The organism is Mesorhizobium sp. M1066, from assembly GCF_040318635.1.
Lineage (GTDB): Bacteria > Pseudomonadota > Alphaproteobacteria > Rhizobiales > Rhizobiaceae > Mesorhizobium.
The window spans coordinates 160,795-174,773 of record NZ_JAMYMR010000005.1 but is presented as its reverse complement, the minus strand read 5'-3'; the positions used below and the strand labels follow the sequence as shown (position 1 = coordinate 174,773).

The window sequence follows — 13,979 nt, the reverse complement described above, 5'->3', positions numbered from 1 at the left end:
CTCATGCAGCTACTCTGTTCGCCGAATCTGCCGGAGCGCGCGGCGTGCGTGAGCCTGCAAAATTCTCTCCCGCAGATAGGCGTAGAAGCGCGGCGGCAGCATACCATAGTCGAATCGGGACGGTTTGCTTCCCGCGATGGGCCTGAGATCGGGACCCGGCCAGAGGAAGTCATTGGTTTCGGTCACGACGATCCATGACGGCGTGTCATCGAGGCCGAGATGGGCTTTGAGTGGCGCAGGTATTTCTACTGCATCGGCAGGATCAGCCGGTGGCGAGTGTGTGACCGGAACGACCGTTATGACTTCACGGCCCTCCACGACCCGGCGCGCGGCGACAATGGCGCATGGTCGGTTTTTGCGACCTTCTTCGGTACCCTTTTCGTGTTCTCTCACCCAGAGGTAAGAATAGGAAATCACCAGACCCGGGATAGGTTTGGGCAGGCTCACGGTGTCCAGTCTTTGAGCATCGCATCGAGCCCGGCATATTCGCTCGGTACGGCGCTTTCGGCGATGGCGTTCAGCGTCTCATCGTCCAGTTCTTCCGCGTTACGGGCGACTCGTCCCTTGACCAACACCTCGAACATCGCCGCCGACAGGAGTACCGTGTGGGTCCGGCCATTCTTTGTGATTGCGACCGGCGCACGCTGGGCAGCGTCCTGAAAACGCCCGACATTCTGCTGGAATTCTGTTGAAGTCACTCGCATGACAAAGTCTCCCTTCTTATCTAAGGTAGATAAAATAGATAACTTTGTCAAAGCGTTTCACCTCGCGTCCATGAGGTGGGATCAGGCCTGGGATGGTGATAAAATATTCACGCTGCAACCTTGATCGCCGGCGGGGCCTTCTTCACGGGAATGCGCACGGACACGATCGTGCCGACACCTTCGCTCGACCGGATCTTCAGCGCGCCGCCCTGAAGCTCGGCCAACGAACGTGAGATGGCAAGGCCAAGGCCCGACCCGGCATGGCTCTTGGAGAACTGGTTCTGCACCTGCTCGAAAGGCCGTCCGAGCTTGCCGAGCGCCTCCTTGGGGATGCCGCAGCCATTGTCCTCGATCGTCAGCACCAACGCGCCGGATGTGTTGCGGGCCCTGACCGATATGTGGCCGCCCTGGCCGGTGAATTTCACCGCATTGGACAAAAGGTTGATGACGATCTGCTTGATCGCGCGGCGATCGGCGACCAGCGTCAGCGCATCGGCAATGCGCGTTTCCACGGTGATGGCCTTTTGCGCCGCCTGCAGCGAGACGACGCGAACCGTTTCGCTGATCAGCGGGCCAAGATCGATCTCTTCCCGGTCCAGCGAAAACTGGCCGGCCTCGATCTTGGACATGTCGAGAATGTCGTTGATGACGCCCAGGAGATATTTGCCGCTGCTGTTGATGTCGGTGGCATATTCGTCGTAGCGCTCCGATCCGAGCGGGCCGAACAGCCCTTGTTCCATCAGTTCGGAGAAGCCGATGATCGCGTTCAGCGGCGTGCGCAACTCATGCGACATGTTGGCCAGGAATTCGGATTTGGCCCGGTTCGCCGCTTCGGCCCGTTCGGTTTCCTTCATGTATTTGCGGTTGAGGTCGACCAGTTCGCGTGAACGCTCTTCTTCGGCCCGCCGCGCGAGGCTGAGATCATGGATCGTTGCCATCAGCCGGCGCTCGCTGTCGACCAGCTTCTCCTGGTGCAGCTTGATCTGGGTGATGTCGGAGCCGACCGAGACGATGCCGCCGTCCCGGGTCTTCAGTTCGTTGACCTGCAGCCAGCGGCCATCGGCCAGCTGCCGCTCGAAAGTGGCGCCGCCCTGCAGACCGCTGGTGTGGGCAAGCCGCCGTTCGGAAGCAAAGGCCAGCATGCGTTCTTCCAGCGCCGCGCGCGCGGTGCCCGGCATCACGTCGCGGTCCGAAAGCCCGTTGTCCTGCTGGTATTTGGAATTGCACATGATCAGGCGCTGCGTCGAATCCCACAGCACGAAGGATTCGTTGATGTTCTCGATCGCCGTTCTGAGGCGAAGGTCGGCAGCCTCGGAACGCAGCGCCAGATGACGCTGTTCGGTGACGTCGACGGCGATACCGATCAGCTGGATCTCCGGCGCTTCCGGATCGATGACCTGTGCCCGTGCGCGCATCCAGATCCATTGGCCGTCGGCATGGCGCATGCGGAACACCTGGTCGATATGATCGATCTCGCGTGCGACGATTCTGTTGGCGAGCTCGAACAGGTCGCCGTCCTCGGGATGGATGATCTGATCGACCTCACCGAAGGACAGCATCGTTTCGCACGGCTTGTAGCCGAGCATGTCGTACATCGAGCGCGACCAGTACATCTTGCCGCGCACCATGTCCCAGTCCCACAGGCCGCAGCGGCCGCGAACCAGCGCCATGTCGATGCGCTGATGCGCTTCGAGGTAGATGCGGTCGGCCGCCTGCGCACGTGCCGCCTGGCCGAAATAGGCATAGAGGATGACGATCAGCACGCCGGCCGTCAGCACGAACAGGGTGACGTTCAGCGAAACGGTCTTGCGCCAGGCATCGAAAACCGCGTCCTGTGGCACCAGGGCCGCCGATGCGCCCCTGCCGCCATTCGCCAGGCTGACCGCCGCGTACCAGTCCCGTCCGTCGATGTTGACGTCCATGACGCCGGCACGATCGCCGAACATGAACAAGGGCTGGCCGCCCTCGACGAGGCCGTCCAGCGAATGGCCCTGCCATGGCATCGAGCGCGGCGTCACTGCGACGATCTTGAAAGCGCTGTCGGTGATGACAAGCACATGGCTGCGGCCCATCGCGCCCTGACGGCTGGTGGTCTCCAGCAGATCCTGTATGGCGCCGGGCACCGTTTCCGAGGTGGTGGCGAGCGAACTGGCCAACTGGCCCGCCGCCAGCGTCAGGATCGCCTTGGCATTGCGCTCGACGTCGTCGCGCTCGTTCATCAGTGACAGCACGCGCAGCGCCGCGATGACGATCAGGAATGTGATGATGAGGACGGGTATTGATCGGCGCAGCAGTGGCTCGGCGGCCAGAAGCCGCCGGTAGGCCGGTTCGGCGATGAGCCGCGTATTCCCGGCAAGACCGTCGCCGCGCGTCTCGCGATGCGCAAAAACCGTCCCTCCGGGCGCGCCCCACGCGTCCGCCTTCGCCATAAATGGCACTCCCCGAATTTGCCTATGCTGCTTGGTGATCCGGCAAACGCCGCACATCCGAATCGTCAGTAAAGAATCAAAGGTGATTCGCCTTGTCCAGTGGTCCGGCGAAAAAAGATTAAAAATCGACTAAAATAACGCCGAACGGCCCAATGTCTCTTGCCGGGCGCCCGCTTATGCCAGCGTACGCTCGACAATATCCCGCAGATCCGCCGATAGGTTTTCGGCGCCGGCGATCGACAGCAGCGCTTCCCTGGCCTTGGCTTGCCGCAAAGGTTCGAGCGAACGCCACGATCTGAGCGCCGTCGCCAGCCTGGCCGCCACTTGCGGGTTGCGCTTTTCGACCTCGAGCACAGTCTGAGCAAAGAACCAGTAGCCTTCGCCGTCAGCACGATGGAAGCCGGTCTGGTTGGCGCTGGAGAAGGTGCCGATCAGCGAGCGAACTCGATTCGGATTGCCCATCGAGAAGGCCGGGTGGTTGGTCAGGGCCTTCACGGTGTCGACGGTTTGCGGCCCCGGAACGCTGGCCTGGATCTGGAACCATTTGTCCATGACCAGCGGGTCGGACCCATAGGTCGTCTCGAAAGCCGCCATCGCATCGACCGCCTCGGGCGAACCGTGGTGACGATGCGCGAGCACGGCAAGTGCTGCCGCGCGGTCGGTCATGTTGGTCGCCGACTGGAAATGCCCGGCGGCGAGTGCTGCTCCACCGGGTTGCAGCGACAGATAATCCAGCAAGGTGTTGCGCAAGGCGCGTCGTCCGGCGCTCGCCGCGTCGGGGCTGAACGCTTCTCTGTCGGCAAGGCCGCGGTAGAGGCCCGAAAAAACGTCCCGGTTCGCAGTGCCGATCGCCAGCGCCAGTGCCTGGCGAGCCGCATAGATGGCATCGGGGTCGATGTTCCTGCCGATGTCGCGGGCAATGTCGGCTTCGCCGGGCAATGCCAGCGCCAGTGCTCGATAGGCCGGCTCCAGCGTATCGTCACCGGCGATTCTGCTGGCGAGTTCGATCAGCCGCGGTGCAAAGGCCGGCTGCTTGCCGCCGAGGACCTCGCGGAAGGCGGTGATCAGTGCATCGGTCAGCAATGTGTTGAAGGCCTGCCAGCGCGAAAAGGCGTCGCTGTCATGGCGGGCGAGGAAGAACTGGTCGTCGGCTTTCTGCTCGACGGACAATGTCACCGGCGCCGAAAAGCCGCGGTTGAGCGACACGGCCGGGCGCTCAGTGATGCCTGAGAACCGCACCATGTGGCGGCGCTTGCGGATATGGATGACGCCGTCCTCGACGCTGGCGCCCTCGACGCCGCTATACGGCACAGGCTTGCCGCCGGCGCCGATCAGGCCGAATGCCAGCGGGATGTGCATCAGCCGCTTGCGGCTTTCGGACGGTGTCGGCGGCACCGACTGCTCGATTTCGAGCGTGAATTCTTGCGCGGCCGGATTGTGCGTCGAACTGATCGTCAGGTTCGGCGTGCCTGCCTGATGATACCAGAGCGCGAACTGCGACAGGTCGCGGCCGGACGCATCCTCGAACACCTTGATGAAATCCTCGATCGTCGCCGCGTCACCGTCGTGCCGCTCGAAATAGAGGTCCATGCCGGCGCGAAAGACGTCGGCTCCCAGGATTGTGCGGATCATGCGCACCACTTCGGAGCCTTTCTCGTAGACCGTCGCGGTGTAGAAATTGTTGATTTCGCGGTAGCGGCGCGGCCGCACCGGATGCGCCAGCGGACCTTGGTCCTCGGGAAACTGGTGGGCGCGCAAGGTGCGCACTTCGGCGATGCGCTTGACCGCGCGCGAACGCTGGTCGGCAGAGAATTCGTGATCGCGGAAAACCGTCAGGCCTTCCTTCAGGCAGAGCTGGAACCAGTCGCGGCAAGTGATTCTGTTGCCTGTCCAATTGTGGAAATACTCATGCGCGATGATCGCCTCGATATTGGCGAAATCGGCGTCCGTCGCGGTCTCCCGGTCGGCCAGCACATATTTGTCGTTGAAGATGTTGAGGCCCTTGTTCTCCATCGCGCCCATGTTGAAGTCGGACACGGCGACGATGTTGAAGACGTCGAGATCGTATTCGCGGCCGAACGCCTCCTCGTCCCATTTCATCGACCGCTTCAGGGCATCCATCGCGTAGCCGGCCAGCTTCTCCTTGCCGGGCTCGACATAGATGCCGAGTTCGATCGTGCGGCCCGATAGCGTGACGAAACTGTCCGCAAGCTGGCCGAGATTGCCGGCCACCAGCGCGAACAAATAGGACGGCTTGGGAAAAGGGTCGTGCCACACTGCATAGTGCCAGCCGTCGCCGAGGTCGCCCCTGTCGACCGGGTTGCCGTTGGACAGGAGCAGCGGCGCTTCGTCACGCATTGCCTCTATGCGCACCGTGTAGACGGACAGGATGTCGGGACGATCGAGGAAATAGGTGATGCGGCGAAAGCCCTCGGCTTCGCATTGCGTGCAGTAGACATGGCTCGAGCGGTAGAGGCCCATCAGGGCTTCGTTGCCGGCCGGCGCCACCTCGGTCTCTATGAGCAGCTGGAAGCGACGCGCCGCTGGCGGCTTGAGGATGGTCAGTTGATCAGGCGTCGCCAGCAGATCCGCCGGTTTTACCTTCTTGCCGTCGATCTCTATGCGCTTGAGCATCAGCCCGTCGCCGTCGAGCACCAGCGGTGCCGACACGGAGACGTCGTCACGGCGCTCTACCGTGAGCACGGCGGTGACACGCGTTGCGTCTGGCGAAAGGCGGAAGGTAAGGTCGGTTTTCGGAATGAGGTAGTCGTTGGGGCGATAGTCTTCGAGTTTGAAGACCTGGCCGGTGTCCGTGCGCATTCCGTGGGTTTTCCTGTCGATTGCGTTGGCGGCGGATTGTGTCCGCTGGTCCAAGAAATTTGAAGTCCGCGCTCTTTACACGAAACCGCCCCTCGACAAAACTGAGGCAATGCCTATTTCAGGCGTTCCTTCTCCTGTCATCATCACGAGGCATCCATGACCGTCGTCACACCGAAATTCGGCATGGGCGCATCCGTGCTGCGGCGCGAGGATGCCGCCTTCATCCAGGGCCAGGGCCGCTATACCGACGACATCCAGCCGGCTGGCGTCCTGCATGGCTATGTCCTGCGCTCGCCGGTCGCCAAGGCCAGCTTCACCATCGGTTCGACCGAGGCGGCGAAGGCGGCACCTGGCGTCCATCTGGTGCTGACCGGCAAGGATCTTGCCCATCTCGGCGATCTGAAATCCGGCGTCATGCAGGAACAGCCGGACGGCACCAAGGCTCCGACGCGCGACATCCCGATCCTGTGCCGCGACCGCGTCAACTATGTCGGCGATGCCGTTGCCTTCGTCGTCGCCGACAGCCGAGCCTTGGCGCAGGATGCCGCCGAACTGATCGATGTCGACTACGACGGCGAAGACGCGGCCTCGGGGACGGCAAATGCACTTGCCGAAGGCACGCCGCTGGTCTGGCCGGAGCTTGGTTCCAACCGCGCCTTCAGCTACCACATGGGCGACAGGAAAAAGACCGAAGCGGCTTTCGCCAAGGCCGCCCATGTCACCCGCATCGAGTTCGTCAACAACCGGCTGGTGTGCAACTACATGGAGCCGCGCTCCGCGATCGGCGAATGGAACGTCGAGGAGAAGCGCTTCGTCCTGACCACCGGGTCGCAAGGCGTGCACTCCATGCAGTATATCCTGGCCAGCGTGTTCAAGATCAAGAAGGACCAGCTGCGCGTCATCACGCCTGATGTCGGCGGTGGTTTCGGGCCGAAGAGCTTCGTCTATCGCGAATATCCGCTGGTGCTGGAAGCGGCAAAGCGGCTGGGCCGCCCGGTGAAATGGGCCGGCGACCGCACGGAACACTTCCTGACCGACGCGCAAGGGCGCGACAATTTCGTCACGGCCGAAATGGCGCTGGACAAGGACGGCCGCTTTCTCGGCATGAAGGTGGACCTGCTCGCCAACATCGGCGCCTATATCTCGCAATACGGTCCGTTCATCCCCTATATCGGCGTCACCATGTCGACCGGTGTCTATGATATCCAGGCGCTCGACGTCTCGGTGACCGGCCTCTACACCAACACCTGCCCGGTCGATGCCTATCGCGGTGCCGGCCGACCGGAAGCAGCCTTCCTGCTGGAAAAGCTGGTCGATGCCTGCGCCCACGATCTCGGCCTGCCTGTCGAGGAGATCCGCCGCCGCAACTTCATCCGGCCGGAGCAATTTCCCTACCGGACGCAAACCGGCCGCCTCTACGACACCGGTGAATTCGAAGGCCATATGGAGCGCGCCATCGAGCAATCCGAATGGAAAGCGTTTCCCGAGCGGCTGGCGCAATCGAAGGCCGGCGGAAAAATCCGCGGCCTCGGCATGGCGACCTATATCGAGGCCTGTGCCTTTCCGGGCTCCGAACCGGCCTTCGTCGAACTCAATGGCGATGGCACGGTGACGCTGAAGATCGGCACCCAGACCAACGGGCAGGGACACGCCACCGCCTATGCGCAGTTCCTGTCGGAAAAGCTCAATCTCGACATCGACAAGATTCATGTCCGCCAGGGCGATACCGATGAGCTGAAGGCCGGCGGTGGCACTGGCGGCTCGCGCTCCATTCCGCTGGGGGGTGTATCGGCTTCCCGCGCGGGCGAGGATCTGGCCAACAAGATCAAGCGCATCGCCGCCGACGAGCTTGAAGCCTCGGCCGGCGACATTGAGCTGTCTGATGGTGTTGCCCGCATCGTCGGCACCGATCGCTCGATCGATTTTTCCGCCATCGCCAAGGCCGCCAAGACATCAGACGATCTCAAGGGCTTTGGCGAGTTTGTGCAGGACGAATGCACCTATCCCAACGGCACCCATATCTGCGAGGTCGAGATCGATCCCGACACCGGCGCGACCGAGATCGTCCGCTACACCATCGTCGACGATTTCGGCGTCACCGTGAACCCGATCCTGCTCGCCGGCCAGGTGCATGGCGGCGTCGTGCAAGGTATCGGCCAGGCACTGACCGAAGACACTATCTATGGCGAGGATGGACAGCTTTTGACGGCGAGCTTCATGGATTACGCCATGCCGCGCGCCGACAATTTCCCGTTCTTCCATTTCGAGACCCGCAACGTGCCTTCGACCACCAATGCACTCGGCATCAAGGGCGCGGGCGAGGCCGGCACCATCGGCTCGACGCCGGCGGCACTCAATGCGGTGACCGACGCGCTCTGGCGCGCTTACGGCGTCAAGCACATCGACATGCCGGCAACGCCGGCGCGTATCTGGGCGACGATCCGAGAAGCGTCGGGAGCGTGACAGCAGGCCCCGGCAGCCCCCCGGCCACAGCCAGCGATGATGCCGGCGGGCACGACACGCTTACCGGCATCATGCTCAAGATCGTGTCGGTGGCGGTCTTCGTCGGCATGCAGACCTGTATCAAAGCCGCAGGCACGGTTCCGGCCGGCCAGATTGTCTTCTTCCGCTCCTTCTTCGCCATCTTCCCGATCATCGCCTTCCTGGCCTTCAGGAAAGAACTCGGCACTGCCTTCACCACCAGGCGTCCGTTCAACCACATCGCCCGCGGCCTGGTCGGCGTCTGCGCCATGGGGCTCGGCTTTTTTGCGTTGATCCGGCTGCCGCTGCCGGAAGCGATCACGCTGAACTACGCGCAGCCGCTGCTGGTGGTGGTGTTCAGCTCCATCTTCCTCGGCGAGGCCATCCGCGTCTATCGCTGGAGTGCGGTCGCGGTCGGCCTGGTCGGCGTGCTGATCATCTCCTGGCCGGAACTGACACTGCTGAGTTCCGACGAGGCGCTCGACGACCAGGAAGTGCTTGGCGTCATGGCCGCTCTTGTCGCGGCAGCGATCTCGGCCGTCGCCATGCTCTTGGTGCGCAATCTCGTGCAAAGCGAGCGCACGGCGACCATCGTGCTGTGGTTTTCGGTGACGGCGAGCGTCATGTCGCTGCTGTCGCTGCCATTCGGCTGGCAGGCGCTGACGCCGCTCCAGGCGGCTCTTCTTGTTGCCGCCGGCTTCTGCGGCGGCCTCGGTCAGATCCTGATGACGGCGGCCTATCGCCATGCCGAGGCCTCGGTGGTGGCGCCGTTCGAATACACCTCGATGATCCTCGGCGTCGTCGTCGGTTATCTCGTCTTCGGCGACGTCGCCACGCTCCATATGCTTGTCGGCGGCCTGATCGTCGTCGCCGCCGGCATCTTCATCATCTGGCGCGAACGCCAGCTTGGCCTGGAGCGCACCCGCACGCGCAAGGCGTCTTTGCCTGAAGGGTGATTACGACAGCTCGGCTCGCTCCTTCGCCAACCGAACCAGCACTGTCCTCGTCTGTTCATCGGCGGGGAAAAACGATTCGATCGCCAGTTCCGAAAGCGTCACGTCGAGCGGCGTGCCGAAGACAGTGATGGTGCTGATGAACGACAGCACCTGATCGCCATGCGCCAGCCTGAGCGGATGCACGATGGCATTCGGCTCGACCGGCGACTGCCGGCTGCCTCTCAGGCCGGACGGATAAGTCCTCAGCTCACGCTCGAGTTCGATCAGCACCGCATCGCCGCTCGCATCATTCTGGTGTTTCAGGCGCTCGAGCAGATGCGTTCGCCATTCCTGGAGATTGACGATGCGCGGTGCGATGCCGCCGGGATGCAGGCTAAGGCGAAGCACGTTGACCGGCGGCGTCAGCAGCGAAGCCTCGCTGACATCGGCGAGGAAGGGTGCAATGGCGGCATTGGCCGAAACCAGGTTCCAGTGGCGGTCGACGGCGAGTGCCGGGAAAGGCTCGTGGCCTTTGAGGACGATCTCGACGGCCGCCATCGCCGGCGCCAGCGTCGTGTCGGTCAACGAGCGTTCGCCGAAGCTCGGCGCAAAGCCGGCGGCGAGCAGCAATTGATTGCGTTGCCTCAGCGGTATCGACAATTGCTCGGCCAGATGCAGCACCATGTCGCGCGAGGGCGCGGCGCGGCCGCTTTCGACGAAGCTCAGATGCCGCTGCGAGATCTCGGCCTCCATGGCGAGGTCGAGCTGCGACATGCGGCGGCGGGTGCGCCACTCGCGAATGAGGCTGCCGGCGGAGGTTTGGGCTGTTGTCATGAGTGAATGACTAGGCCGGAGAGGCGTGCATTTCAATTACCTGCGAGGTTATCGCTAGGTGAGCGCGCGCAGCTTCGCCTTGACTTCGAGGAAATCCCGCCACGCCAGCTTCTTGTGCGACGGGGTTCGCAGGAGATAGGCCGGATGCAGCGTCGGCATGGCCGGGATCGCGATGCCGGATGCCGTCGTGTGAACGCGCCAATTGCCGCGCAGCCGCAATATGCCCTCCGAGGTGTTGAGCAAGGTCTTGGCTGACGGGCCGCCAAGGTTGATCAGCACCTTCGGATTGACCAGTTCGATCTGCCGCTCGATGAACGGCCGGCAGATCTCGGTTTCGTGCGGCGTCGGCGTGCGATTGCCCGGCGGCCGCCAGGGAATGACATTGGCGATATAGACTGAAGTACGATCGAGCCCGATCGCCGCCAGCATGCGGTCGAGCAGCCGGCCCGATCGGCCGACGAAGGGCAGGCCCTCGATGTCCTCGTCGCGGCCGGGTGCCTCGCCGACCAGCATGACGGCGGCTTCCGGGTTGCCGTCGGCGAACACCAGGTTCTTGGCGGTGGCCTTGAGATTGCAGCCGTCGAACGCCGCCATGTGCTGGCGAAGCTCGTCAAGCGTTGTTGCCGTCGTTGCCAATTGGCGGGCAAGTGCTGCCTGCGCTTCATCGGGAACCGCAGTCGTCGCAGACGGCGACCGCGCAACGGGTGGTGCATCTGCTCTATCCCCGGCTTCGCCGCGGGGCACGGTCGTCGAGCGCAGCGGAGCGGCGGTGTCACCCGAAGGCGCTGCGGTCGGCGCGCGCTCCATCGGCTTTGGCGAGACCTCGGTGAACCGGTTCACCGGCTGCTCTTCGAGCGCCTCGTCGGCGCCTACGCTGGCGTAAAACGCCAGCAGGTCGGCGATATCAGGCCTGTTGGTTGGGGAAACGGCAGTCATCGATTCACATTCGTCCGCGTGGCGACAATTTGCAAGGCTGGCAGCTTCTCTACCAGGGCAACGAACTCGGGTTGACGGGTTCCTTCGGAGCCTTTCGTCGGCGCGTCGGCTGACGGAGCATCAAACGAAAAATCCGCCTGTGCGGCGGGTCACTGGCGCAAAATCAGCACCATAGGCAAAAATGTACCATAGCTGAGGTCACCGAGTCAAGAAAAAATTCCTATCATGTCTACCCCGTCGGTATGCGCGGATCCTGCACCAGATAGAAGGTCCAGCGCGGCGTGTAGTCGGTCATCAGGAATGCGAACCTGGCGGTTTTCAACGGGTCGACCTTGCCATTCCGGAACAGCAGCCGGTCATAGGGTTCGAAATCGCGATCGAAATCGGCGAAATTGCTCGACAAAATATTGTCCGGCGTCTTGTTGCGCTGGTCGAAGGAAAGCCCGTCGCCGAACACGCTCGGCTGGTTCAGGATCTCCTGCAATTCGAACTGGAATTCGATCCAGGCCTGGCCGCTGTTGTTGAGCACCTCGATGCGCATATACATCATGCCGTTGGCGAATTCGCCGGCCTTGCCGAAGGCCTGGATCGGCTTTGTCGTGCGGATCGTCAGCGTCACCGGCGTTGACGAATTCAGCTCTTCGGTAATGACGAACGGATCGTCCTTCGTTCCGATGCCCGAGGCGCCGGTGATGCGGAAGCCGCCAAGCTCGTCGGAGAAGGAGTAGGCGCCTGCCGCCCAGACCTTCACTTCGTCGGCGGCAGCGTAATGCGGCGCCAGCATCAGAAGGGCCAAAAGGAGCGCCCGGCGGATCCGGCCGGGCGGGAAAAGAAAGCGCGTCGATGAAAAGCCGGCTGGCCCAGGAATGCGCATGGCGTGAAGTATGGCCGATAAGCAAGCCGTCGAACAATTAAAAACGCGCGCCTCGCAGGCAATGCCGGGCGAAAAGCAGTCTTCCAGCCTCGCAATGCGCGACTTTTTGGCCAAAACGGCATTGTCACGTATGCGCCGGTTTCCTGTCGTCAATTGATGCGCTATGCAGCGCGGGAGCCAGCAAGATACCCGAATGGGATAAGCCAGTGCGGAGGGGTTGATGAGCGACATCGAACGCGAAAGCATGGAATTCGACGTGGTTATCGTCGGCGCCGGACCGGCGGGCCTCGCCGCCGCGATCCGCCTCAAGCAGGTCAATCCCGAGCTTTCGGTCGTCGTCCTGGAGAAGGGCGGTGAGGTCGGCGCCCATATTCTCTCCGGCGCCGTTGTCGATCCGATCGGCATCGACCGGCTCTTGCCGGGCTGGCGCGATGAGGACGGCCATCCCTTCAAGACGCCGGTCACATCAGACCATTTCCTGGTCCTTGGCCCTGCCGGCTCGTTTCGCCTGCCCAACATGCTGATGCCGCCGCTGATGAACAATCATGGCAACTACATCGTTTCGCTCGGCAATGTCTGCCGCTGGCTGGCGACCAAGGCCGAAGCGCTCGGCGTCGAGATCTATCCGGGCTTTGCCGCTGCCGGCCTGCTCTACAATGAGCAAGGCGCCGTCACCGGCGTCGTCACCGGCGACATGGGCATCGAGAAGGACGGAACGCACGGTCCGGGCTTCGCCCCCGGCATGGCGCTGATGGGCAAATATGTGCTGATCGGGGAGGGCGCTCGCGGCTCGCTCGCCAAGCAGCTGATCGCCAGATACAAGCTTTCCGATGGCCGCGAACCGGGCAAATACGGCATCGGCCTGAAGGAACTCTGGCAGGTCAAGCCGGAGAACCACCGTCCGGGGCTGGTCCAGCATTCCTTCGGCTGGCCGCTTGACTTGAAGACCGGCGGCGGCTCGTTCCTCTACCATCTCGAGGACAATCAGGTGGCGGTCGGCTTCGTCCTCCACCTCAATTACAAGAACCCCTATCTGTCGCCGTTCGAGGAATTCCAGCGCTTCAAGACCCATCCGGCAATCAGCGGGACCTTCGAGGGTGCCAAGCGCCTGGGCTATGGCGCGCGCGCCATCACCGAGGGCGGCTGGCAGTCGGTGCCGAAACTCTCCTTCCCCGGTGGTGCGCTGATGGGATGTGCGGCGGGCTTCGTCAACGTGCCGCGCATCAAGGGCTCGCACAATGCCGTGCTGTCCGGCATGCTGGCGGCCGAGCATGTCGCAGAGGCGATCGGTGCCGGGCGCGCGAACGACGAACTCGCTTCCTACGAGGAAGCCTGGCGCGCGACCGACATCGGCAAGGATTTGAAGAAGGTGCGCAACGTCAAGCCGCTGTGGTCGCGCTTCGGCACCATCGTCGGTGTCGGCCTCGGCGGCCTCGACATGTGGCTGAACACGCTGTTCGGCGTCTCGCCCTTCGGCACGCTGAAGCATGGCAAGGCCGACTATGCGACGCTCGAGCCTGCCGCCCGGCACAAGAAGATCGCCTATCCGAAGCCCGATGGCGTGCTGACCTTCGACAGGCTGTCCTCGGTGTTCCTGTCCAACACCAATCACGAGGAAAACGAGCCGGTCCACCTGCTTGTCGGCGACATGGAACTGCAGAAGCGGTCCGAGCACGATGTCTTTGCGGGCCCCTCGACGCGCTACTGTCCGGCCGCGGTTTACGAGTGGGTCGACAAGGATGGCAATGCCGCCGCCGATCCCACGGCCAAGGATGTGCGCTTCGTCATCAACGCGCAGAACTGCGTCCACTGCAAGACATGCGACATCAAGGACCCGAACCAGAACATCAACTGGGTGCCGCCGCAAGGCGGAGAAGGCCCAGTCTACCAGGGCATGTAGGCCCGCGCCGGCCACAGCGTGCAAAGACCCCGACGACGGCTCGGGGTCTCCCGTGGCATGTGAAAC

The 13,979-nt window shown here is 62.9% G+C and carries 11 protein-coding genes; 4 read left to right on the top strand and 7 right to left on the bottom strand.

The window, feature by feature from the left end; genetic code table 11:
• Positions 1-9: 9 nt before the first annotated feature.
• The 4 genes from NKH52_RS10355 to pepN form a co-directional block, all read right to left on the bottom strand.
• Entirely contained in the window at positions 10-447 is a 438-nt protein-coding gene (locus NKH52_RS10355; RefSeq protein WP_352730663.1) for a hypothetical protein, read from the bottom strand.
• Positions 444-704, bottom strand: a complete 261-nt coding sequence (locus NKH52_RS10350) for a type II toxin-antitoxin system prevent-host-death family antitoxin (RefSeq protein ID WP_023812822.1) — start codon at positions 702-704, stop codon at positions 444-446. Before NKH52_RS10350 ends, NKH52_RS10355 begins: the two co-directional genes overlap by 4 nt.
• Before the next feature lie 107 nt (positions 705-811).
• Positions 812-3,133 carry a PAS domain-containing sensor histidine kinase gene (locus tag NKH52_RS10345; RefSeq protein ID WP_352730661.1) on the bottom strand — a complete coding sequence of 774 codons (2,322 nt, stop codon included), beginning with the start codon at positions 3,131-3,133 and terminating at the stop codon, positions 812-814.
• A 174-nt stretch (positions 3,134-3,307) separates the two neighbouring features.
• Positions 3,308-5,953 (bottom strand): aminopeptidase N, encoded by a 2,646-nt coding sequence (gene pepN, locus NKH52_RS10340; RefSeq protein ID WP_352730660.1) that lies wholly within the window; start codon positions 5,951-5,953, stop codon positions 3,308-3,310.
• Positions 5,954-6,109: 156 nt separating this feature from the next.
• On the opposite strand from pepN, the gene NKH52_RS10335 reads away from it, so the two are divergent.
• Both NKH52_RS10335 and NKH52_RS10330 read left to right on the top strand, forming a co-directional pair.
• Complete coding sequence (locus tag NKH52_RS10335; RefSeq protein WP_352730658.1) at positions 6,110-8,416, top strand: xanthine dehydrogenase family protein molybdopterin-binding subunit; 2,307 nt, start codon at positions 6,110-6,112, stop codon at positions 8,414-8,416.
• Positions 8,413-9,390, top strand: a complete 978-nt coding sequence (locus tag NKH52_RS10330) for a DMT family transporter (RefSeq protein ID WP_352730656.1) — start codon at positions 8,413-8,415, stop codon at positions 9,388-9,390. The genes NKH52_RS10335 and NKH52_RS10330 overlap by 4 nt, the downstream gene beginning before the upstream one ends.
• Here NKH52_RS10330 and NKH52_RS10325 read toward each other — a convergent pair whose 3' ends face one another.
• The 3 genes from NKH52_RS10325 to NKH52_RS10315 form a co-directional block, all read right to left on the bottom strand.
• Positions 9,391-10,203 (bottom strand): helix-turn-helix domain-containing protein, encoded by an 813-nt coding sequence (locus NKH52_RS10325; RefSeq protein ID WP_352730654.1) that lies wholly within the window; start codon positions 10,201-10,203, stop codon positions 9,391-9,393. It lies immediately after the preceding gene.
• Positions 10,204-10,257: 54 nt separating this feature from the next.
• Positions 10,258-11,139 (bottom strand): uracil-DNA glycosylase, encoded by an 882-nt coding sequence (locus NKH52_RS10320; RefSeq protein ID WP_352730652.1) that lies wholly within the window; start codon positions 11,137-11,139, stop codon positions 10,258-10,260.
• Positions 11,140-11,368: 229 nt separating this feature from the next.
• Positions 11,369-12,013, bottom strand: coding sequence for a hypothetical protein (locus NKH52_RS10315; RefSeq protein WP_352730650.1), 645 nt, complete (start codon positions 12,011-12,013; stop codon positions 11,369-11,371).
• Positions 12,014-12,023: 10 nt separating this feature from the next.
• Between NKH52_RS10315 and NKH52_RS10310 the strand changes: the two genes are divergently transcribed.
• Together NKH52_RS10310 and NKH52_RS10305 are read left to right on the top strand one after the other, a co-directional pair.
• Positions 12,024-12,170 (top strand): hypothetical protein, encoded by a 147-nt coding sequence (locus tag NKH52_RS10310; RefSeq protein ID WP_155930595.1) that lies wholly within the window; start codon positions 12,024-12,026, stop codon positions 12,168-12,170.
• 63 nt (positions 12,171-12,233) lie between these two features.
• Positions 12,234-13,913, top strand: a complete 1,680-nt coding sequence (locus NKH52_RS10305; protein ID WP_352730648.1) for an electron transfer flavoprotein-ubiquinone oxidoreductase — start codon at positions 12,234-12,236, stop codon at positions 13,911-13,913.
• Positions 13,914-13,979: the final 66 nt, after the last annotated feature.

Bases quoted from the DNA above. Each gene is read 5' to 3' on its own strand.
- NKH52_RS10350 (WP_023812822.1), bottom strand. From the start codon at position 704: ATGCGAGTGACTTCAACAGAATTCCAGCAGAATGTCGGGCGTTTTCAG.
- NKH52_RS10345 (WP_352730661.1), bottom strand. From the start codon at position 3,133: ATGGCGAAGGCGGACGCGTGGGGCGCGCCCGGAGGGACGGTTTTTGCG.
- pepN (WP_352730660.1), bottom strand. From the start codon at position 5,953: ATGCGCACGGACACCGGCCAGGTCTTCAAACTCGAAGACTATCGCCCC.
- NKH52_RS10335 (WP_352730658.1), top strand. From the start codon at position 6,110: ATGACCGTCGTCACACCGAAATTCGGCATGGGCGCATCCGTGCTGCGG.
- NKH52_RS10325 (WP_352730654.1), bottom strand. From the start codon at position 10,203: ATGACAACAGCCCAAACCTCCGCCGGCAGCCTCATTCGCGAGTGGCGC.
- NKH52_RS10320 (WP_352730652.1), bottom strand. From the start codon at position 11,139: ATGACTGCCGTTTCCCCAACCAACAGGCCTGATATCGCCGACCTGCTG.
- NKH52_RS10315 (WP_352730650.1), bottom strand. From the start codon at position 12,013: ATGCGCATTCCTGGGCCAGCCGGCTTTTCATCGACGCGCTTTCTTTTC.
- NKH52_RS10310 (WP_155930595.1), top strand. From the start codon at position 12,024: ATGGCCGATAAGCAAGCCGTCGAACAATTAAAAACGCGCGCCTCGCAG.
- NKH52_RS10305 (WP_352730648.1), top strand. From the start codon at position 12,234: ATGAGCGACATCGAACGCGAAAGCATGGAATTCGACGTGGTTATCGTC.